This is a genomic window from Parabacteroides gordonii MS-1 = DSM 23371 (assembly GCF_000969825.1).
GTDB lineage: Bacteria > Bacteroidota > Bacteroidia > Bacteroidales > Tannerellaceae > Parabacteroides > Parabacteroides gordonii.
In genome coordinates, this window is record NZ_KQ033920.1 from 734,622 (window position 1) to 755,730 (window position 21,109).

Annotated in this window: 17 protein-coding genes; 15 read left to right on the top strand and 2 right to left on the bottom strand. The window is 45.8% G+C overall.

What is annotated here, in order from left to right:
* The first annotated feature begins 6 nt into the window (after positions 1-6).
* From HMPREF1536_RS20065 to HMPREF1536_RS20090, 6 genes are all read left to right on the top strand, one after another.
* On the top strand, positions 7-2,205 hold the full coding sequence (locus tag HMPREF1536_RS20065) for a Kelch repeat-containing protein (RefSeq protein ID WP_028729364.1): 2,199 nt from the start codon (positions 7-9) through the stop codon (positions 2,203-2,205).
* Between the two features lies 1 nt (position 2,206).
* Positions 2,207-3,094, top strand: coding sequence for a serine O-acetyltransferase (locus tag HMPREF1536_RS20070; protein ID WP_028729363.1), 888 nt, complete (start codon positions 2,207-2,209; stop codon positions 3,092-3,094).
* Between the two features lie 102 nt (positions 3,095-3,196).
* A complete protein-coding gene (locus HMPREF1536_RS20075) occupies positions 3,197-3,595 on the top strand; it encodes a (2Fe-2S) ferredoxin domain-containing protein (RefSeq protein WP_028729362.1) in 399 nt (132 codons plus the stop codon).
* Between the two features lie 24 nt (positions 3,596-3,619).
* Complete coding sequence (locus HMPREF1536_RS20080) at positions 3,620-5,413, top strand: NADH-ubiquinone oxidoreductase-F iron-sulfur binding region domain-containing protein (protein ID WP_028729361.1); 1,794 nt, start codon at positions 3,620-3,622, stop codon at positions 5,411-5,413.
* 41 nt (positions 5,414-5,454) lie between these two features.
* Entirely contained in the window at positions 5,455-7,245 is a 1,791-nt protein-coding gene (locus HMPREF1536_RS20085) for an NADH-dependent [FeFe] hydrogenase, group A6 (protein ID WP_028729360.1), read from the top strand.
* A 2-nt stretch (positions 7,246-7,247) separates the two neighbouring features.
* A complete protein-coding gene (locus tag HMPREF1536_RS20090; RefSeq protein ID WP_028729359.1) occupies positions 7,248-7,736 on the top strand; it encodes an NADH-quinone oxidoreductase subunit NuoE family protein in 489 nt (162 codons plus the stop codon).
* 511 nt (positions 7,737-8,247) lie between these two features.
* On the opposite strand, the gene HMPREF1536_RS20095 is transcribed toward HMPREF1536_RS20090, so the two are convergent.
* Complete coding sequence (locus HMPREF1536_RS20095; RefSeq protein WP_028729358.1) at positions 8,248-9,237, bottom strand: TPM domain-containing protein; 990 nt, start codon at positions 9,235-9,237, stop codon at positions 8,248-8,250.
* Positions 9,238-9,258: 21 nt separating this feature from the next.
* Positions 9,259-9,858: a LemA family protein gene (locus HMPREF1536_RS20100; protein WP_028729357.1), complete on the bottom strand. Its 600-nt coding sequence runs from the start codon at positions 9,856-9,858 to the stop codon at positions 9,259-9,261.
* A 239-nt stretch (positions 9,859-10,097) separates the two neighbouring features.
* Between HMPREF1536_RS20100 and HMPREF1536_RS20105 the strand changes: the two genes are divergently transcribed.
* The 9 genes from HMPREF1536_RS20105 (at position 10,098) to HMPREF1536_RS20145 (ending at position 21,100) form a co-directional block, all read left to right on the top strand.
* Complete coding sequence (locus tag HMPREF1536_RS20105; protein WP_028729356.1) at positions 10,098-11,471, top strand: cytochrome c peroxidase; 1,374 nt, start codon at positions 10,098-10,100, stop codon at positions 11,469-11,471.
* Between the two features lie 25 nt (positions 11,472-11,496).
* A complete protein-coding gene (locus HMPREF1536_RS20110; RefSeq protein ID WP_028729355.1) occupies positions 11,497-11,961 on the top strand; it encodes a septal ring lytic transglycosylase RlpA family protein in 465 nt (154 codons plus the stop codon).
* Positions 11,962-12,065: 104 nt separating this feature from the next.
* Positions 12,066-13,334: a TolC family protein gene (locus HMPREF1536_RS20115; RefSeq protein WP_028729354.1), complete on the top strand. Its 1,269-nt coding sequence runs from the start codon at positions 12,066-12,068 to the stop codon at positions 13,332-13,334.
* 19 nt (positions 13,335-13,353) lie between these two features.
* Positions 13,354-14,442 carry an efflux RND transporter periplasmic adaptor subunit gene (locus HMPREF1536_RS20120; RefSeq protein WP_028729353.1) on the top strand — a complete coding sequence of 363 codons (1,089 nt, stop codon included), beginning with the start codon at positions 13,354-13,356 and terminating at the stop codon, positions 14,440-14,442.
* A gap of 7 nt (positions 14,443-14,449) precedes the next feature.
* The gene (locus HMPREF1536_RS20125; protein WP_028729352.1) at positions 14,450-17,575 is read left to right on the top strand and encodes an efflux RND transporter permease subunit; all 3,126 of its coding nucleotides are present in this window, start codon (positions 14,450-14,452) and stop codon (positions 17,573-17,575) included.
* Between the two features lie 59 nt (positions 17,576-17,634).
* The gene (locus tag HMPREF1536_RS20130; protein ID WP_028729351.1) at positions 17,635-18,312 is read left to right on the top strand and encodes a response regulator transcription factor; all 678 of its coding nucleotides are present in this window, start codon (positions 17,635-17,637) and stop codon (positions 18,310-18,312) included.
* Positions 18,309-19,487 carry a sensor histidine kinase gene (locus HMPREF1536_RS20135; RefSeq protein WP_028729350.1) on the top strand — a complete coding sequence of 393 codons (1,179 nt, stop codon included), beginning with the start codon at positions 18,309-18,311 and terminating at the stop codon, positions 19,485-19,487. Before HMPREF1536_RS20130 ends, HMPREF1536_RS20135 begins: the two co-directional genes overlap by 4 nt.
* Before the next feature lie 80 nt (positions 19,488-19,567).
* Complete coding sequence (locus tag HMPREF1536_RS20140) at positions 19,568-19,768, top strand: DUF6722 family protein (protein ID WP_028729349.1); 201 nt, start codon at positions 19,568-19,570, stop codon at positions 19,766-19,768.
* Positions 19,769-20,101: 333 nt separating this feature from the next.
* Positions 20,102-21,100 carry a 2-hydroxyacid dehydrogenase gene (locus HMPREF1536_RS20145; protein ID WP_028729348.1) on the top strand — a complete coding sequence of 333 codons (999 nt, stop codon included), beginning with the start codon at positions 20,102-20,104 and terminating at the stop codon, positions 21,098-21,100.
* Positions 21,101-21,109: the final 9 nt, after the last annotated feature.

A 21,109-nucleotide genomic window follows, 5' to 3' on the forward strand; every position in this document is an offset into this window, starting at 1 on the left:
AATCATATGAAACAACTATACTTACTATTATTCACATTGTTTGCAGCCTGTTTATTCGGATGTCTGGAAGAGCCGGATATGGATCCGAGTCTTCAAAATGCTTTTGCTCCGGAATTAGAGAAATTTACAAGAGCTAACGTTGATATCACTGCTACGACGATTGTTGCAAGAGCTACGGTAAAAAAAGAAAATGGCGATCCGGTAACAGAACGTGGTTTCATCTATTGGCTGAAAAATACGACTAAAGTAGAGACTGTAAATGAGACTAATTTAGAAAATGGGAAAGGTGAATTTAGTAAAAAAATAGAAAAGTTGCAGAACGATACTATTTATTACATCAGTCCGTATGCAAGGAATAAGAAAGGCATAACTTATGGAGATACCTTAGATATTAATACGAAGCCAGGTATTGGTAGTGTCGTTACCTCAGAAGTCACAGAAGTCACAGCTACTACTGCTGTAGTGGGAGGATTAATTAAGGATAAAGGAGAAGGTGAAATCAAAATGATTGGTTTCAATTTATATAAGAACTCCGAATTGGATTCAATTATCAAGATTGATATGGATGAAATGCCTACAGATTCTACATTTATCCATACATTGACAGAATTGGAATCCGAAACCGATTATGTTATTGAAGCGATTGTAGAAAATAGTTTTGGACAATTCAATACAGATAAACAAAGCTTTAGAACACCGGACGGACACCCGGAACTTGGTTTCCTGTCAGTAATAGAAGCAGATTATTCGCAGGTAACGGTTAGAGCTAAATTAGTGAAAAAAGGGGATGGAGAATTGGATTCTATCGGTTTTTGCTGGAGTGATGTTAAAGCTGTGGGAAGACCTAATATTAAAGAAGATTCAACCATAAAATGTACTGTAGACAAAGATGGATTCTTTGTTGGTGTAATACCTAATCTGAAAGCACAGACACGATATTATGTACATAGTTATGCTGTAAATGCCTTTGGTACTGTTTATACTCCAGATAGCATGGAAATTTCTGCAAAAAGTGATGCACCTACTATTTTTATGGATGAAGCATCAAACTATGTAATGAAAGATGGGAGTGTTACAGTGAGTGCTGTTTTGAAGGATGATGGTAGAGGTAGTGTTTCAGAAATTGTTATCTGTTACTCATTATCTGCAACTCCAAATCCTGATAAGGATGAAAAAATAACCTTAAGCAGAGAAGAATTAGAATTAGATGCAGATAATAGATTTAAAGTATCATTACCTAAACTATTAAAAGGAAATCAGAAGTATTATGTAATTGCTTATGCTAAAAATAAATTTGGTACGGGATCAAGTAGTGTAGTTTCATTTACTACACCACCTATTTTTTCAACTACAGATATAAAATCATTCCCTGTTGATTGGGGACTTCGTAAAGAATTTGCGGCATTTTCGCTTGGTAATGATGCTTTTATTTTGGGTGGAGATTTTGGTTCTACACGTACAAAAGAATTGATTGGATACAATGCTGATAATAATGTTTGGATGCAGTATCGCTCTTATGATAAAGAAGCGACTAATATATCTGTATGTACAAATGAAAATACAGTTTATGCACTTGGTGGCAGACAATCAGGCTTTGGACAAAATGGTATCTTAAGGACTTGTTATTCATATTCATATAGTGATAACACATGGAATGAGATCGATGGTGGAGAGTTAGTAGGCGAAAATATCCGATATGATGCTGTTAGTTTTGTTTCAAATGATAAAATTTATCTTATCGGGGGAGTTAATCTAAATTCAGCACTTACTGATACGATTTTCTATTATGATATGAATGCCAAAACGTGGAGTGGATCAAGTAGATTCGACGTTGCATTCAGTGGAGGTATTGCATTAATGAAGGATGGAAACGCTTATGTTGGTTTAGGTAATAAGCCTTCAGAATGTGGATTCTTTACTTCTTCTGGTGACTTCAAAGATTGGACTTCCTTGGAAACACCTCCTGGACTAATGAATAAAGTATCAACTGGAGTTGTTTATTATGATAATATTTATGTTATTGATGATAGTGGTATAATCTGGCAGTATAATTTGACTGAAGACAAATGGTATCAGCGTTCTACCTGTCTTCCAGAAAAGATTAAAAACTTTAAAATATATGTATTGAATGACATGATTTATATTTTAGGTATGGATTATTTCAATACAACATTAATGACCTACGACCCTTCATGGGATAATTAATATGAACAGAACTGACATCCTAAACCAGATACAAAAAAACGTAGAACGTTTGTCGGCTTCCTGTTTGCCGGAGTATAAATATATACCGTTGCATCAGAAGCCGTCACCTTCCGTTCATTCGCTTCGGGAGATCATGCGACTGTTGCGGAAAGTGATCTTTCCGGGATTCTTCGGTTCTGAGCAGGAGGCACAGGTCGATTCCATACAATATTATACAGGAGTATATCTGGAGCAGATATATGACCTGTTGCAGGAACAGATATACAACGGATTATGCTTTGAAGTAGACCGCTGCTGTGACTCTAAAGACCGTGCTTCAGAAATAGCGATCAGCTTTATCAATCAGATACCTCACATTAAATATCTGCTTTCAACGGACGTTAAAGCAATCCTGGACGGTGACCCTGCCGCTAAAAGCGTCAGTGAAATAATATTTTCTTATCCGGCCGTACGTGCAATCCTGTATCAGCGGGTAGCTCACGAATTATTGAAACTCGGAGTACCCGTGCTGCCACGCATCATTACAGAAATGGCACATTCGGATACGGGGATCGATATTCATCCGGGGGCACAGATCGGCGAGTACTTCAGTATAGACCACGGCACCGGTATCGTGGTCGGCCAGACAGCTATCATTGGAAATCATGTACGTTTATATCAGGGAGTTACCTTGGGAGCCAAGAACTTCACCCTCGATGAAGAAGGACTGCCTATGGATATACCCCGGCATCCGATCCTCGAAGATTACGTTACCGTCTATTCCAATGCATCGATACTCGGACGGATCACAATCGGAGAAGGTTCAGTGATAGGCGGTAACATCTGGTTAACCCATAGCGTACCGCCCAACTCCAAAGTACTTCAGTCGCGAGCCGTTGAAGACAAATAAATCTTTTTCATTTTTTAGCCCGAAACACTACTGTAAATTAAAGAGAAATACGTATGTTTGCGTTACACCCTGACAGGGTCTAATACCTTAAATGCATACGTGATGAGCAAAGTAAAAACGTTAGATGACCTTCGGAAGATGCGCGAATCCTTACGCACCTCCCTCGATTTGCGCGAGAAAAGTAATAACCCCGAACAAATGGTTCAGATCAAGGTCGCAATGGCCACCTGTGGTATAGCGGCAGGGGCTAAAGAAGTGATGAGCTACTTTATCGAAGCTCTCGACCGTGAACGTGTGGATGCACTGGTTACCCAAACCGGCTGCATGGGATATTGCTATGCGGAGCCCACTGTCGAGATTACCGTTCCCGGAAAAGAACCGATCGTATTCGGTAGCGTCAATAAACCGAAAGTGGATGAGATCATTTCCTGTTATATCAAACAAGGTATTTTGGTGGACGGTATCATCCCCGTCAATTATAACTCGGTCGGCCCCGAATAACAAACCAATCCAAATTCTTACATAATGGCACAATTTAGCAACTATATTCTGGTGTGCGGCGGGACAGGCTGTCGTGCATCACAAAGCGAACTTATACTGGAAAACTTAAAGGAAGCGGTCAAACAAAACGGGTTACAGGAGAGCGTACAAGTGATCCGAACCGGTTGTTTCGGCTTCTGCGAGAAAGGCCCTGTAGTAAAGCTGATCCCGGATAATACATTTTATGTAGAAGTAAAACCGGAAGATGCGGACGATATAGTAAACGAGCATCTGGTAAAAGGACGCAAAGTAGAACGTTTACTCTATGTAAATCCGGAAACGAACGAGCAGATACTCGACTCCAAGCATATCAACTTCTATAAGAAACAGTTACGCATAGCCTTACGCAACTGCGGTTTCATCAATCCGGAAAACATCGACGAATACATCGCCCGTGACGGTTATATCGCCTTGGGGAAAGCCCTTACGGAAATGACTCCTGATGAAGTGATCAAAGAAATCATGGATAGCGGCCTTCGGGGCAGAGGGGGCGGCGGTTTCCCGACCGGACTCAAATGGCAGATTACCCGCAAGGTGCAGGCTCCGCAGAAATATGTAGTCTGTAATGCCGATGAAGGCGACCCCGGTGCATTCATGGATCGTTCTATCCTGGAAGGTGATCCGCATTCTATTGTTGAAGCGATGGCTATCAACGGATACTGCACCGGAGCAAGCAAAGGGCTTGTCTATATCCGTGCCGAATATCCGCTTGCCGTAGAACGATTGAAGATAGCCATCCAGCAGGCCAAGGAATACGGACTTCTGGGTGAAAATATCTTCGGCACGGACTTTTCTTTTGATATTCAGATACGTTACGGAGCCGGAGCTTTCGTCTGCGGTGAAGAAACAGCCCTGATACACAGTATGGAAGGACTTCGCGGAGAAGCAACCGTCAAGCCGCCGTTCCCCAGTGAATGCGGATATAAAGGTTGTCCGACTAACGTGAATAATGTGGAGACCTATGCCAATATCCCCGTTATCCTGTTGAAAGGAGCCAAATGGTTCAGCAGTATAGGTACGGAAAAAAGCAAAGGGACGAAAGTATTTGCCTTGGCCGGAAAGGTCAACAATGTCGGCCTGATAGAAGTTCCGATGGGAACAACCCTTCGTGAAGTTATATTCGGCATCGGCGGAGGTATAAAAGACGGGAAGAAATTCAAAGCCGTACAGACCGGAGGGCCTTCGGGCGGCTGTCTAACGGAGAAACACCTCGACCTGCCTATCGACTATGATAACCTGATAGCAGCCGGTTCGATGATGGGATCGGGGGGTATGATCGTTATGGACGAAGACGACTGTATGGTCGCTATGGCCAAGTTCTATCTCGATTTCACGGTAGAAGAGTCATGCGGCAAATGTGCTCCGTGCCGTATCGGAAACAAGCGTCTGCACGAAATGCTTCAAAAGATAACTACCGGAAGAGCCAATGTAGACGATCTCGACAAACTGCGTAACCTGGCAATGGTAATCAAAGACACCGCTCTCTGCGGGCTGGGGCAGACCTCGCCTAATCCCGTTCTTTCCACGCTGGATAACTTCTATGAGGAATACCTGGCTCATGTCGACGAACAACGTTGCCCGTCGCACCAGTGCCGCGAACTTACCCAATACTTCATCAATCCGGAGAAATGTAAAGGATGCACCATGTGCGCCCGTATCTGTCCGGTTCATGCCATCACCGGTAGCCGGAAAGTACCTCACACGATCGATTCGGAAGTATGTATCCGTTGCGGGTCATGTATAGAGAAATGTAAGTTCGATGCTATTTACGTACATTAAATAAGTTGATAGTCGATAATGGACAGTTGACAGATAATCATATGGAAAATATAAAGCTAACAATAGATAACAGGGAAGTGGAAGTACCAAAAGGTATGACCGTTCTCGACGCAGCAAGGAGCATGGGTATTCGTATACCGACTCTTTGCCACATGAAACTCGAAGATCTGCATTATGAAAACAATCCCGGTGCCTGCCGTATCTGCGTGGTTGAAATAGAAGGCCGCCGCAACCTGGCTCCGTCCTGCAAGACGGAATGTACCGAAGGAATGGTCGTTAGAACCCACACGCCGCGGGTGATGAATGCCCGTAAGACCGTGATGGAACTGATTTTGTCGAACCATCCGGCCGGTTGCCTTACCTGTAGCAGCAACGGTTACTGTGAACTTCAGACAATCGCCCACGACCTGGGCATACGGGAAATAAGATACCAGGGCGAACAGTCTACCTTTGAGATAGACCGTTCGCCGTCCATCGTACGCAACATGAATAAATGTATCATGTGCCGCCGGTGCGAAACCATGTGCAACAGTATACAGACCGTCGGTGCACTGACCGCCGTCAACCGTGGCTTCAATGCTGCCGTTTCAACCGCTTTCGAGCGTGATATTGCGGGTAGTACCTGTTCTTATTGCGGACAATGCGTTTCGGTTTGTCCGGTAAATGCTTTGAGCGGACGCAATACCCAACAACCCGTACTGGATGCATTGGCCGACCCGACCAAGATCGTGATCGCCCAAACCGCCCCGGCAGTCCGTACGGCTCTCGGACGCGATTTCGGTTGCGAACCGGGAACACTGGTTACCGGAAAGATGGTATCTGCCCTTCGCCAGTTAGGTTTCGATTATGTGTTCGATACGGACTTTGCCGCCGACCTGACTATAATGGAAGAGGGTACGGAGCTGTTGCAACGACTCAGTAAATACCTGTCGGGCGACGAGGAAGTGAAAATACCGATGATGACGAGCTGTTGCCCCGGTTGGGTCAGTTTCGTCGAGCAGCATTTCCCGGAATTGCGGGATAACCTTTCAACGGCCAAGAGCCCGCAACAAATGTTCGGTGCCATTGCCAAAAGCTACTTTGCGGAGAAGCTGGGCGTCGATCGTAAGGATATTATCGTAGTATCCATCATGCCTTGTCTGGCTAAGAAGTATGAAGCCTGTCGTCCGGAGTTTGCCGAGGATGGTAATCCGGATGTAGACATTTCCATTTATACACGCGAACTGGCTCGCCTGATCCGTTACGCAAATATCAACTTCAACGAACTTCCCGATAGCGACTTCGACCATCCGCTCGGTGAGTCGACCGGTGCCGGGGTGATCTTCGGAACAACGGGTGGGGTGATCGAAGCAGCCTGCCGTACGGCTTACGAACTATATACGAAGAAGCCGCTCGAAAAGATCGAGTTCAAGGAGTTGCGCGGCCTGGAAGGTATTCGTAGCGGAACGATCAACTTTGACGGCGTTCCGGTGAAGATCGGTATCGCTCACGGCCTGGGTAATGCCCGTAAACTGGTAGAGGAGGTGAAAAGTGGAAAATCACCTTACCATGTCATCGAGGTGATGGCTTGTCCGGGTGGCTGTATCGGCGGTGGAGGGCAGCCCTTCCATCAGGGCCGTATAGAGGTCTTACGTAAACGTGCTGCAGCCCTTTACAGCGAAGACGAGAGCAAGCCCCTTCGTAAGAGCCATGAAAACCCGTATATCCAGCAGTTATATAAAGAATATCTGGGTGAACCTTGCGGGCCGAAAGCACATAAGTTACTGCATACCCATTACTTCGACCGTAAAGAAGTGATCAATATGTTTCTGGAAACCGATAAAGACAAATAAGCATGGAAAAGATACATTTGCCCCAACCTAAAGTAAAGGAACTTCATGCCGTATGCAAAGAGCATGACAATGATCCCGGCGAACTGATCAATATCCTGCACGCCGCACAGGAAATATTCGGTTATCTTCCCCGCGAAGTGCAGGAAATGGTAGCGGCCGAACTGCATATTCCCGTGTCGCGGGTGTATGGTGTCGTTACCTTTTATTCCTTCTTTACCATGACTCCGAAAGGAAAATATCCTATTTCCGTCTGCCTGGGAACGGCCTGCTATGTGCGGGGAGCTGAAAAAGTATTGGATGAATTCCAACGCCAGCTGGAAATAAAAATAGGGGAGACAACCCCCGACGGATTATTCTCCCTCGACTGTCTGCGTTGTGTGGGTGCCTGTGGACTGGCGCCCGTTGTAACGATCGGAGGAAAGGTGTACGGAAGAATTACCCCCGAAAAGGTGCGGGATATCTTGTCGGAATATTATATCCGGGAAGAATAAAAGTTTTTTGCAAAAGTGCCTTCATGGGTTCATATGAGCTTCTTGGGTTTTGAATATTATGGCATAACGATATGAAGGCACTTCTTTCGGCGGGTTCATTTCCGCCTTCATGCTGTGGCAGATGACAGATTGCGTTGCAGATAAAAGTAAGTATCTGCAATACCTTAATTCGTTTATTATCTGTTATATACGGCTAAAGGTGGCAGATGGCAGATAACTTTGAAAAACATTTGTGTAGAGAAGAATATAAGCTCATATTATAGTAAAGGGAAGCAAGCCGTTAACAACTAGCTTGTTTCCCTTTACTTTTTATCTCAAAGATGTATAGAAACTAATTTAAAAGTAGTAACAAAGAAAAGCCAGCCTGTACACCGTAATTCAACAAGGTGTACAGGCTGGCTTAGTATGGTGTACACTCTAATCGATTATCCTGTACACCCTGGCAATAATGAGTCCTATCCTTTGAATTAGTTAGTCCAGACTTGCCTGTTAGTTATTAGTGACCAACCGGTTAAAAGCGGCTGATGGAACCGCCACCACCTGAGCGGCCTCCTCCCCAGGAACCTCCGCCACCACCAAAGCCTCCCCCGAAGCCACCGAAACCGCCACCTCGTCCGCCGCCGCCAATAATGACAGGGCCGGTACTGCGTCTCAGTCGACTGATATTACGGCTCTTCTTTTCGGTATAACCACAATTCTTGCATCTGTAAGTGTCTTCAGCCAGCCCTTCCGAATTGTAGGTAGCACACTGTATGACTTGCTGGCCTACATATACCAACGTTTTCTGTCCGCAACGGGGACAAATACGAGGGCGGTATTTCAGGAAAGAGACCAGGATAAAGATTCCGGCAGGAAATACCACGATCATTATCAGGAATAACCACAGAAACATATCGTCACCTTCTGCCTGCCGGTTGCTCTGGCCTGTCATGGCGGCACGCTCATAGTCGCTGGCCATCAGGTATTCCTTTACGGCGGCAACGCCTTTCAGCATACCGGTACTATAATCGCCGGCTTTCAGGTCGGGGATCATGTATTTCTGTTGCAGGCGGTAGGTGATGGCATCCGGAAGTACACCTTCCAAGCCGTAACCTGTCTCGAAAACGACGGAGCGTTGGGTAGGTTCGGTGACAAGCTGTATCAACAGGCCGTTATCTTTCCCTTTCTTTCCCAGTCCCCAGTGTTGGAACAGGTCGGTGGCAAACATGCGGGCGTCGTTATCACCGATACTTTCCACAGCGACAACGGCTACTTCTATTCCCAAGCTGTCTTCCACAATCTGCAAAAGGCGGTTGATACGGTCTACATCCTGCGGCTGGATGATCCCGTCCGGATTGCTCACATGATTATACCGGTCGGAGAGGCGTACGTTGGGTATTGTCTCGACCGTATAATCCGTTGCAGCAGAAAGATGTAACGGGAAAAGAGACACCAGCAACAAGCCCGTAAGCAGGAGAGCCAACATATGCCGTCCTACCGGTATTTTATTCAGATTTTTCATTTGTTATCTGAACTTATCGGATTAAAATTCAACCTTTGGAGCTTTCTCCGCACCGCTTTCCGCACTGAAATAGGCTTTAGGCTGGAAACCGAACATTCCGGCCAATACGTTGGTCGGGAAGCTACGGATATATGTATTATAGGATTGTGCTGTTTCGTTGAAACGTTTACGTTCTACGGAGATACGGTTTTCGGTACCTTCCAACTGCGCCTGCAATTCGGAGAAGTTCTGGTTGGCCTTCAAGTCCGGATAACGTTCAATTACGAGCATCAGGCGGGAGAGGGCACTGCTCAGTTCGCCCTGTGCGGCCTGGAACTTCTTCATCGATTCTTCATTCAGGTTGGAAGGATCGATTGTCGTCTTGGTCGCTTCAGCGCGGGCACTCACTACCCCTTCCAGTGTTTCTTTTTCGTGTGTAGCGTATCCTTTTACTGTATTTACCAGGTTTGGTATCAAATCCATACGGCGCTGGTACTGGTTCTCCACCTGACTCCAGGCAGTTTTTACTCCTTCATCCTGCGTAACCATTGTGTTGTATGTGCCTTTCACCCAGGAGTAACCGCCAAATAGAAGTACCACGACAATGGCAAGTGTAATCCACAAAGCTTTGTTCTTAAACATTTTCTTTTTGCTTTAATTGTTATACATAGTTCTGCAAAGCTATATAAAAAACAGGATAGTATAAAGTTTGGTTTTATAGAATTGAGGATTAGTTCGAATCTTTCATATCTAAACCTATTTGTGCTTACCTTTATAGACTCTGCCTATCTCCCGATAAATAAAACTTATCGCTTTCGTAAACATATCTTAATAAAATATATCTACATTTGTGCTAATTATAACTTAATCAACCAATAATTATGCGCAACACTAGTCTTACGAAGATGGCAGTATTTCCTGTCGGGCTACTTACGTTAGCTTTAACATTGCCTTCTTGCTCGTCTAACGACTACAAGAAACATGAAGGTGATAAGGCAAAACAGGTAGCATCTATCATTCGCAACAACGGATGTCTGGAATGTCACTCAGCCACCGCAAACATTCCTTTTTACGGTAAACTTCCGATCATCGGCCCGGTTGTACAGGCGGATATGAAAGAAGGTACGCATTATCTGGATCTTACCGCTATGATGACTGCCCTCGACAACGGACAGCCTGTTACCGAAGTGGATCTGGCTAAAGTGGAGAACACGGCACTCAGCGGCTCAATGCCTCCTGCCAAGTATTACACCATGCATTGGGGTACAAACCTGAATGACGATGAAAAAGCGGTTATTATCTCCTGGGCTAAAGAAGCCCGTAAAAACAAGTATGTATCGCCTACTGTAGCTGAAGAGTTTGCCAACGAACCGGTTCAACCGCTGATGGCTTCCATCCCGACCGACCCGGCTAAGGTGGCTTTAGGATTCGACTTGTATCACGATACCCGTTTATCGGGCGATAACACAATCTCTTGTGCTACTTGTCACGGTCTGAATACTGGCGGAGTAGACCGCAAACAATATTCAGAAGGTATCGACGGACAATTCGGTGGAGTAAATGCACCGACTGTCTACAATGCCGCACTTAACTTCGTGCAGTTCTGGGACGGACGTGCTGCCGACCTGAAAGAACAGGCAGCCGGCCCTCCATTGAATCCGGTTGAAATGGGTAGCCATTCATTCGATGAGATCTGTACCAAGTTGGCTGACGATAAGGAACTGAGCAAACGTTTCCTTGAAGTATTCCCGGAAGGTTTCACAGAATCGACTGTTACCGAAGCAATCGCTGAATTTGAAAAGACATTGCTTACTCCGAGCCGTTTCGATAACTACCTGAGAGGTGACAAGAACGCTCTTACAGCTGAAGAACTGGAAGGTTACCAATTGTTTAAAGACAACAAATGTGCCACTTGCCACGTAGGTATGAATCTCGGCGGACAGTCGTACGAATATATGGGTATCAAGGATAATTACTTTGATTATCGCGGTACCGGCCTGACGGATGGTGATAACGGACGTTGGTCTGTAACGAAGAACGAGTCTGACCGTCATAAGTTCAAAACACCGACTTTGCGTAACGTCATGCTGACACCTCCGTACATGCACGACGGTTCGATCACTACGATTGAAGATGCTATCCAGGTAATGCATGAATTCCAGATCGGAAAACATATTTCGGATGCTGAAACAGCTAAGATCGTTGCCTTCCTGAATACGCTGACCGGCGAATATGACGGGAAGTTGCTTCAATAATACAAATTAGTTATTATATTTGCACATGCCCTTTCGTCTGATCCATATCGCTCTCCTGTTTATTGCTTTGCAAAGCATAGGGGGAGCGTGGGGGCAGGAGGAAGGGCTTGCCTCTTATTACCATGAGCGTTTCCACGGCCGAAAATCATCCAGTGGACGCATTCATGACAAAAACGAACTGGTTGCCGCCCATCGTACGTATCCTTTCGGTACTTTCCTGCGTATCACCAATCTGGATAATATGAAGTCTGTGATCGTTTGTGTCACCGATCGCGGCCCGCACCGTAAAGGAAGGATTATCGATGTATCTTCCAGTGCTGCTAAATTACTGGGATTTAAGAAGAAAGGAATAGCCCGTGTCCGTCTGGAAGAGGTGCCTTGTGCAATCGATCTTCGTTACCTGGATCTGATCTATCCTAAATGTCCGGCTTACCTCGATACCGACCATTTGCAGCCTACGCCACCTTACCGCATGAAAATAAGACGCTAAAGGGCTTCTAATCAAAATCTAATTTCATTTAAGAGTATTCTAATCGATTACATAAGGCCAAAACACGGCCTGCTTATACCTTTGCTTCCAAAAAACAGAAGCAAATGGACAAACGAGTCATTCTCTTATCACTTCTTTTACAGGTATTTGTCTTTACCTCCGGTGCTGAAAACCAACTAGTAAAACTTAATTTACAGGAAGCCGGACAGCGTTTTTCTACCTGCAACCTGGAACTGATTGCCGAACGTTATAACATCGACATGGCCGAAGCCGAAGTTATCCAGGCACGCCTCTTCGAGAACCCTGTTATCTTACTTGAACAGAATGTCTACAACCGTCTGAACGGAAAATATTTCGATATGGGACGCGAGGGGGAAGCCGTTGTCGAGGTCGAACAGCTTATCTATATTGCCGGACAGCGCAATAAACGTGTCCGTGTAGAAAAGCTGAATAAGGAAATGGCTGTCTATCAGTTTGAAGAAGTGCTTCGAACCCTACGAAGCGAACTTAACACCAAGTTCATCGAACTCTACTACACAGAGAAGTCTCTTTCCGTATACGATAAAGAGATCGACTACCTGCAACGGCTGCTCGAAGTAATGAAAGAGCAGAATGAGAAAGGAAATATATCATTGTTGGAGAAGTCGAGAATACAGGCGCTTCTTTTATCGCTGCAACAGGAGAGGAACGAGACTTCCAACCGGGTCATTTCCCTGCAGGGCGATATGAAGTTATTATTGGGACTGAATGCAACCGAAGTGTTCGAGCCTGTTTTCGACGAAGCGGTATTGAAGCAGGTGGATATTGCCTCTATTCCTTTTATCGAACTGAACAACCGTCTGGCCGAACGTCCTGATATAAAGATGGCACGCACCAATATACAGGTTTCCCGTGCCAATGTAAGTTTGCAAAAGTCGCTTGCCTTTCCTGAAGTCAGCCTGAAAGGAGCTTACGACCGGGCTGGTAATTTCTGCGACAACTACTTCGCTATCGGTTTGAGTGTCTCTGTCCCGATATTCAACCGTAACCAGGGAAATATCAAATCTGCCCGCCTTTCCGTCCTGCAAAACACGAACAGGGAAGAGTTGGCGCGTAAGCAGGCGGAGAACGAACTTTTCACCAGCTATGCACGTCTGGAGAAGGCCGTCAAGCTCTATAATACATCCAACTACGAACTGGAACGTGATTTTGAAAAGATCATCGACGGAGTGAACAGCAATTACAGTAAACGTAATATCAGCCTGCTCGAATTCATCGATTATTATCAGGCTTATAAAGAAACCTGCCTGCAACTCTATCAGACACAGAAGGATGTATTCCTCGCAATGGAAGATATCAACACTGTAACAGGTAGCGATGTATTCAACTATTAACGGATAACAAGATATAAATATGAAGAATAAGAATTGTATAGCATTAGCACTTTTACTACCCCTTCTTGTTGCCTGTGGCAGTAAGACTACCGGGGAAGAAGCCGGCACGGCCCCCCTTATGTTGACCGACAGCCTACAGAAAGTCGTATCTGTCGAAACCGTGCATGAGATCCCTCTCAACAACGAACTGATCCTGAACGGCCGTGTCAGCTTCAACCCCGAACAAGTGGCAAATGTGTATCCTATCTTCGGTGGAAATGTATCTGCTGTGAATGTGGAAGTAGGCGACTATGTGAAGAAGGGCGATATACTCGCCGTGATCCGCAGCAGCGAGGTGGCCGATTACGAAAAGCAACGCAAAGAGGCTGAACAGCAATCGATCCTGGCAAACCGTAATCTGGAAGCCGTAAAGGATATGTTCCGTAGCGGCATGTCGTCCGAGCGTGATGTGCTTCAGGCGGAACAGGAAGTGAGCAATGCGCGTGCCGAGCAAAAACGGATCGAAGAGGTTTATTCCATCTATCATATCTCTGGCAATTCAGTGTATGAGATAAAAGCGCCTGTATCCGGTTTTGTGATAGAGAAGAATGTAAGCCGTAACATGCAGATACGTTCTGACCAAACGGAGGAGTTGTTCACGATCTCCGGTCTGGATAACGTGTGGGTGATGGCCGATGTGTACGAAAGCGATATCAGCAAGGTACGCGAAGGAGCTCCGGTACGTATCACCACGCTGGCATACAGGGACAAGGAGTTTACCGGAACGATAGACAAAGTATATAACATCCTGAACGACGAAAGTAAGACCATGAGCGTACGTGTCAAACTGAAGAACGACGACTATATGCTTAAACCTGCTATGTTTACTAATGTCTATGTACAAAACAACCAGGAAGGGGAGGTGATGCCCTGCGTAAATTCCCGCGCCGTCATCTTCGAGAACGGCCGCCATTATGTCGTATGTATCGACGCAAATAATGAACTGCATGCCTGCGAAGTGACCGTGTTCAAGCAGACAGAGAAGAACTGCTACCTGCAATCCGGGCTGAAAGAGGGCGACCGTATCATCGACAAGAACGCACTTCTGGTTTATAACGCTTTAAAGTAACCGAACCATGCACAAATTCATAGATAACATAATAGCCTTCTCGCTGAAGAATAAATTCTTTATCTTCTTCTGCACCGTCATTGCCATTATCGCCGGTGCCGTCAGCTTTATCCATACCCCTGTCGACGCTTTTCCCGACGTGACCAATACGAAGGTTACGATCATAACCCAATGGCCGGGACGCAGTGCGGAAGAGATAGAGAAGTTTATTACCATCCCCATCGAGATAGCCATGAACCCGGTACAGAAAAAGACGGATATCCGTAGTACCACGTTGTTCGGGCTCTCGGTGATCAATGTGATGTTTGATGATGATGCCGACGATTTCTACGCCCGCCAACAAGTATATAACCTGTTGAATGACGCCGACTTACCGGAAGGTGTTACACCGGAAGTTCAACCTCAGTACGGCCCTACGGGTGAGATATTCCGTTATACCTTGCGAAGCGATAAGCGTTCCGTCCGTGAGTTGAAGACATTCCAGGATTGGGTGATCGAAAGGAAGCTGCGTGCCGTTCCCGGAGTGGCGGATATCGTGAGCTTTGGCGGTGAAGTAAAGACCTTTGAAGTGAGTGTCAATCCGAACCAACTGATTAATTATAACGTAACAACACTGGAGCTTTACGACGCTATTGCCAAGAGTAATATTAATGTAGGGGGCGACGTGATCACCAAGAGTTCGCAGGCCTACGTTGTTCGTGGTATCGGCCTGATCAACGATACGAAAGAGATCGAGAACATTGTCGTGAAGAACATTAACGGTACGCCTATCCTGGTGAAACATCTGGCAAGCGTACACGAGTCGAGTCTGCCGCGTCTGGGTCAGGTAGGCCGGATGGATGAAGACGATGTTGTGCAGGGAATCGTAGTCATGCGGAAAGGGGAGAACCCCGGCGAGGTGATCGCGGCATTAAAAGATAAGATAGCCGATATACAGGAAAACGCCCTGCCGGAAGACGTGAAGATCGTCGCTTTCTATGACCGTGAAGACCTGGTAGATCTTGCCGTACGTACCGTAACGCATAACCTTATCGAAGGTATTTTACTTGTGACTTTCATTGTGTTGATTTTTATGGCAGACTGGCGTACAACGGTGATCGTATCCATTATCATCCCGTTGGCGCTGCTCTTTGCCTTTATCTGCCTGCGGGCCATGGGCATGAGTGCCAACCTGCTTTCGATGGGGGCGATCGACTTCGGTATTATTATCGACGGGGCGGTCGTAATGGTGGAAGGTCTCTTTGTGGCACTCGACAAAAAAGCGCGCGAGGTCGGTATGCCGGCATTCAACGTGATGAGCAAAATGGGATTGATCCGCCATACGGCAAAAGACCGGGCAAAAGCGGTATTCTTCTCCAAACTGATTATTATTACGGCTTTAGTTCCCATCTTCGCTTTCCAAAAAGTAGAAGGGAAGATGTTCAGTCCGCTGGCTTATACGTTGGGATTTGCCTTGCTGGGGGCTTTGATATTTACGTTGACGCTGGTGCCTGTGCTCTCGTCGATGCTGTTGAAAAAGAATGTGCGTGAAAAGCATAACCCGTTCCTGTCGTGGGTAAACCGGGTATCCGTTTCTATATTTGACCGTTGCCATGCCCACAAGAAAGCGACGATCGGCATTGCTTCCCTGGTGGCTGCCGTCGGCTTGTGGAGCTTTACGCTGTTGGGTACAGAGTTTCTTCCCCAACTGAACGAAGGTTCGATCTATATCCGTGCCACCTTGCCGCAAAGTATCTCGCTCGATGAGTCCGTCAAACTGGCCAACCAGATGCGTCGTGAACTGGCTTCTTATCCGGAAGTGCGCCAGGTTCTTTCGCAAACGGGACGCCCTAACGACGGTACGGATGCTACCGGCTTCTACAACATCGAATTTCATGTAGACATCTATCCCGAAAAGAAATGGGAAAGTAAACTCACCAAAGCCCAATTAATAGAGAAGATGGAAGACAACCTGGCAATCTATCCGGGCGTCGACTTCAACTTCTCCCAACCTATTACCGATAATGTGGAGGAAGCGGCCAGCGGCGTAAAGGGTTCTATTGCCGTGAAGGTATTCGGTAAAGACCTGTATGAATCGGAGAAGAAAGCGGTGGAAGTCTACAAAGTCCTGCAAACTGTTGAAGGCATCGAAGACCTCGGGGTGATCCGTAATATCGGACAACCGGAGTTGCGTATCGAACTCGATGAGTCGCGCCTGGCCCGTTACGGTGTGGCCAAGGAAGATGTGCAGTCGATTATCGAGATGGCGATAGGCGGTAAGAGTGCTTCCCTGCTTTATGAAGATGAACGGAAGTTCAATATCATGGTTCGCTATGAATCCTCTTTCCGTCGGAGCGAGAACGAGATCGGAAAGATACTTGTCCCTGCCCGCGACGGCACAATGGTTCCCATCAAGGAACTGGCTGATATCCATACAATCACCGGCCCGCTGATCATCTACCGTGACAATCATGCCCGTTTCTGTGCCGTGAAGTTCTCTGTCCGTGGACGCGATATGGGAACGGCGGTAGCCGAAGCCCAGCAGAAAGTGAACAAACAGGTAAAACTCCCCGACGGCTATACGTTGAAATGGACGGGAGACTTCGAGAACCAACAACGTGCCACCAAACGGCTGGCACAGGTCGTTCCCGTCAGTATCGCCATTATTTTCGTGATCCTGTTCGTGCTGTTCGGCAATGCCCGCGATGCAGGGCTGGTGTTATTGAATGTGCCTTATGCAGCGGTAGGAGGGATCATCGCCCTTTTAATTACCCGCTTCAACTTCTCTATTTCGGCCGGAATCGGTTTCATCGCCCTGTTCGGTATCTGTATCCAGAACGGGGTTATCATGATCTCCGACATCAAAGGGAACCTGAAGGCACGGACGCCTTTGCCGGATGCCGTCAAACTAAGTGTGAAAGACCGGGTGCGTTCCGTATTGATGACGGCTTCAATGGCAGCAATCGGCCTGATGCCGGCAGCGCTCAGTCACGGTATAGGCTCCGAAAGTCAGCGTCCGCTTGCCATTGTAATCATTGGAGGACTGATAGGGGCTACTTTCTTTACCCTCTTCGTCTTTCCGCTGATGGTAGAAGCTTTTTACAGCCGGATGCTGTATGATAAAGACGGAAAGTTATTACAACGTAGATTGTAAATAGTATATTTGTAGTCGGAAGGGACTTTTGAAATAGGATATAGTTAATAAAAGATCAGATGGCTAAGATATTATTGGTAGAAGATGAAGTGAATATCGCCTCATTCATAGAGCGGGGCTTACAGGAGTTCGGGCATGAGGTCAGCGTTGCCTACGATGGCATGGCGGCCTGGGAGTTACTACGGAATGAGAATTTCCAATTCCTGATCTTGGATATAATCATGCCCAAGATGAACGGCTTGCAGCTGTGCCGCCAGTATCGTCAATTGTATGGCTATCAGTCGCCGGTCATCATGCTAACGGCTCTGGGGACGACCGACGATATCGTTAACGGCCTGGATGCCGGAGCCGACGATTATCTGGTCAAGCCCTTCAGTTTCCAGGAACTGGAAGCCCGCATAAAAGCTCTTTTACGCCGGTCGGGAACGGATGCAGGTACAAGTACCCTGCAATGCGGCGATCTGAGTCTCGATCCGAACGGACACCGGGCAATACGTGGAAATACGGCGATCGACCTGACCGTAAAAGAATATCGCCTGCTGGAATACTTCATCCTGAACCAGGGAACTGCCTTGAATCGTCTGACCTTGTTGAAGCATGTCTGGGATAAGGACTTCGATACGAATACGAATGTCGTGGATGTCTACGTAAATTATCTCCGAAGTAAAATAGACAAGGATTTCGACCATAAACTGATCCGTACCGTTGTCGGTGTCGGCTATATGATGGAAGCATGAAGACAGGAAACAAGATCGCATTCTTTTATACGGCAATAACGGTCGGTGTCATTGCCATCGTCACGGTTGCTTTCTATTTCATCGCCACCAATTATATCAGCCGCCTGTATTACTCTTATCTGACGGAAAAGGCTTATGCCACCGCAGAGAAGCATTGGGAAAAGGATGAAGTAGACGAGGAAAGTTATGCCCGCATACAAAAACGGTATGAAGATACGTTGCCGGTAGCGACCGAGATACTGCTGAATGCCGATAGTATTGCCGAAACGCGCACTACATTATCGATCTATATGACGGAGAAAGAGATTGCCCGCCTTTATTCCGGCGAAGTGATCACTTTCCACGAAAAGGAGAAGATGGGGGCTGCCCTTTACTATCCGGATAATGAAGGTAACTTTATCGTCCTGGTGATATCCAATAACCAGTATGGCGGTGATATCCAGCAGCGTATCGGCTGGCTATTACTGGCTTTGATCGTTATAAGTGCCGTCCTGATCTATTTTGTCGGCAAGCTATATGCCACCCGCATGGTAGACCGTATCGATGCTGCCTACCAGAGTGAAAAGGCTTTTATCAGCAACGCTTCGCATGAGTTGAACAATCCGCTTACGGCCATACAGGGAGAATGTGAGATCAGCCTGCTGAAGGAGCGTACACCTGCCGAATACCAGGCTGCATTAAAACGTATCGCATCCGAAACCAGACGCATCATCCAGCTGATGAAGCATCTTCTTTTCCTGTCCCACGGCGATAAGGAGATACTAAAGAATGCGACTGAAACGATCATGTTGGCCGACTTCCTGATGCAATTTGTCGGTAACCGCATCCGGTTTACTACCGATACTTTCGCTTTTTGCCTGAATGCAAACCCGCATCTGTTGAAGATGGCAATAGGAAATATCCTGAATAATGCCTGCAAATACTCTGGAGAAGAACCGGTTGAAATGCGTCTGCGTGGTTCCGTCCTCGAAATCAAAGATACGGGAATAGGTATTCCACCGGAGGAACTGAAGCGTGTTTACCAGCCTTTCTACCGTGCCACCAACACCCGCGAGTTTGCCGGACATGGGATAGGACTGAGTTTATCCCTGCGCATTCTATCTACATATGGTGCTAAAGTAGACATCGATTCCGAGGTAAATAAAGGTACAAAAGTAACTATAGACTTTGGATAATAATAGATACCTTATTTTTTGTTTGTTGGGAAATAATCTTTATCTTTGACGCAGTATTTAACAACTAAAACCCGGTTACTATGAGTGTAAAAGAAAAAGCAGGAGAGTTTTTCCTTGATATTGCTAAATTGGTATTTGGAGGAATTATTCTCAGTGGTATTGTAAATGAACCTATTAATAAATGGGTTATCTATAGTTTAGGAGTATTCTTCTCATTTTTATTAATAATGATTGGATTTGTTTTGATTGATAGTTCTAAAAAGAAGGAGGTAAAGTCATGAATATCTATGTATATATGATCCTTTCGGTTATAATTGTAACCGTGTTATCTTTTGTCAAGTGGGTAGATATAAGGGATCGCAAACTGGAAGAAAAGAAACGGGAAAAAGAGAAACAAAATTCTAACGAATAATTTCATCGGGCCCTGCTAAATAATACTTAGCGGGGCCTGTTATTTTCAGATCTTCGGGACGTACTCCTTCCGCTTCTTCGGTAATCATCGATCTGCAATTTACCTATGATTACATTGTAGAAAAGTAGTGCTTTTATTTATAATTGTGACTGTCTTTTCAACATTCGGTACATTTAATCTGTTTTAATAAAAAACAAATAATATGTCATATAAGATCGCATTTTTTGGAGCTAAACCGTACGATATAGCTTCTTTCGATAAAGTAAACGAAAAGTATAATTATGATATCCGGTATTACAAAGGGCATCTTAATCCCAACAATGTCGTTCTGACTCAGGATGCCGATGCAGTTTGTATCTTCGTCAATGATACAGCCGATGCAACGGTTATAAACGCATTGGTCGAGAACGATGTCAAGCTTCTGGCATTGCGATGCGCCGGTTTTAATAATGTAGACCTGGCAGCAGCAAAAGATAAGCTTCCGGTTGTACGTGTCCCGGCTTATTCGCCCTATGCAGTGGCCGAGTACTCACTGGCATTAATGCTTTCGTTAAATCGCAAGATACATCGGGCCTACTGGCGTACCCGCGACGGGAACTTCTCATTAAACGGCCTGATGGGGTTCGATATGCACGGTAAGACGATTGGTATAATCGGAACAGGAAAGATCGCAAAGATATTGATCAAAATACTGAAAGGTTTTGGTATGCGCATCCTGGCTTATGACGTCTTCCCGGATCATAAATTTGCCGAAGAAGAAGGAATCACCTATACGACACTCGACGAATTGTACCGTGAATCGGATATTATTTCGCTGCATTGCCCGCTGACGGAAGAAACCCGTTATCTCATCAACGACAGCTCGATCGATAAAATGAAAGACGGTGTGATGATCATTAACACCGGCCGTGGACAACTGATCCATACCAATGCACTGATAGAAGGACTGAAAGAAAAGAAGATTTCGGCAGCCGGACTGGATGTGTACGAAGAGGAAGGTGATTACTTCTACGAAGATAAATCCGACAAAATTATTGACGATGACGTACTGGCACGCCTGCTGTCATTCAATAATGTGATCGTCACTTCGCATCAGGCCTTCTTTACCAAAGAAGCCATGCAAAATATTGCAGAAACGACCTTACAGAATATCGAAGACTTCCGTCTGAATCGTCCGTTAGTGAACGAAGTTATTCTATAAACAGACTAT

Bases quoted from the DNA above. Each gene is read 5' to 3' on its own strand.
- HMPREF1536_RS20065 (WP_028729364.1), top strand. From the start codon at position 7: ATGAAACAACTATACTTACTATTATTCACATTGTTTGCAGCCTGTTTA.
- HMPREF1536_RS20070 (WP_028729363.1), top strand. From the start codon at position 2,207: ATGAACAGAACTGACATCCTAAACCAGATACAAAAAAACGTAGAACGT.
- HMPREF1536_RS20075 (WP_028729362.1), top strand. From the start codon at position 3,197: ATGAGCAAAGTAAAAACGTTAGATGACCTTCGGAAGATGCGCGAATCC.
- HMPREF1536_RS20080 (WP_028729361.1), top strand. From the start codon at position 3,620: ATGGCACAATTTAGCAACTATATTCTGGTGTGCGGCGGGACAGGCTGT.
- HMPREF1536_RS20085 (WP_028729360.1), top strand. From the start codon at position 5,455: ATGGAAAATATAAAGCTAACAATAGATAACAGGGAAGTGGAAGTACCA.
- HMPREF1536_RS20090 (WP_028729359.1), top strand. From the start codon at position 7,248: ATGGAAAAGATACATTTGCCCCAACCTAAAGTAAAGGAACTTCATGCC.
- HMPREF1536_RS20095 (WP_028729358.1), bottom strand. From the start codon at position 9,237: ATGAAAAATCTGAATAAAATACCGGTAGGACGGCATATGTTGGCTCTC.
- HMPREF1536_RS20100 (WP_028729357.1), bottom strand. From the start codon at position 9,858: ATGTTTAAGAACAAAGCTTTGTGGATTACACTTGCCATTGTCGTGGTA.
- HMPREF1536_RS20105 (WP_028729356.1), top strand. From the start codon at position 10,098: ATGCGCAACACTAGTCTTACGAAGATGGCAGTATTTCCTGTCGGGCTA.
- HMPREF1536_RS20110 (WP_028729355.1), top strand. From the start codon at position 11,497: ATGCCCTTTCGTCTGATCCATATCGCTCTCCTGTTTATTGCTTTGCAA.
- HMPREF1536_RS20115 (WP_028729354.1), top strand. From the start codon at position 12,066: ATGGACAAACGAGTCATTCTCTTATCACTTCTTTTACAGGTATTTGTC.
- HMPREF1536_RS20120 (WP_028729353.1), top strand. From the start codon at position 13,354: ATGAAGAATAAGAATTGTATAGCATTAGCACTTTTACTACCCCTTCTT.
- HMPREF1536_RS20125 (WP_028729352.1), top strand. From the start codon at position 14,450: ATGCACAAATTCATAGATAACATAATAGCCTTCTCGCTGAAGAATAAA.
- HMPREF1536_RS20130 (WP_028729351.1), top strand. From the start codon at position 17,635: ATGGCTAAGATATTATTGGTAGAAGATGAAGTGAATATCGCCTCATTC.
- HMPREF1536_RS20135 (WP_028729350.1), top strand. From the start codon at position 18,309: ATGAAGACAGGAAACAAGATCGCATTCTTTTATACGGCAATAACGGTC.
- HMPREF1536_RS20140 (WP_028729349.1), top strand. From the start codon at position 19,568: ATGAGTGTAAAAGAAAAAGCAGGAGAGTTTTTCCTTGATATTGCTAAA.
- HMPREF1536_RS20145 (WP_028729348.1), top strand. From the start codon at position 20,102: ATGTCATATAAGATCGCATTTTTTGGAGCTAAACCGTACGATATAGCT.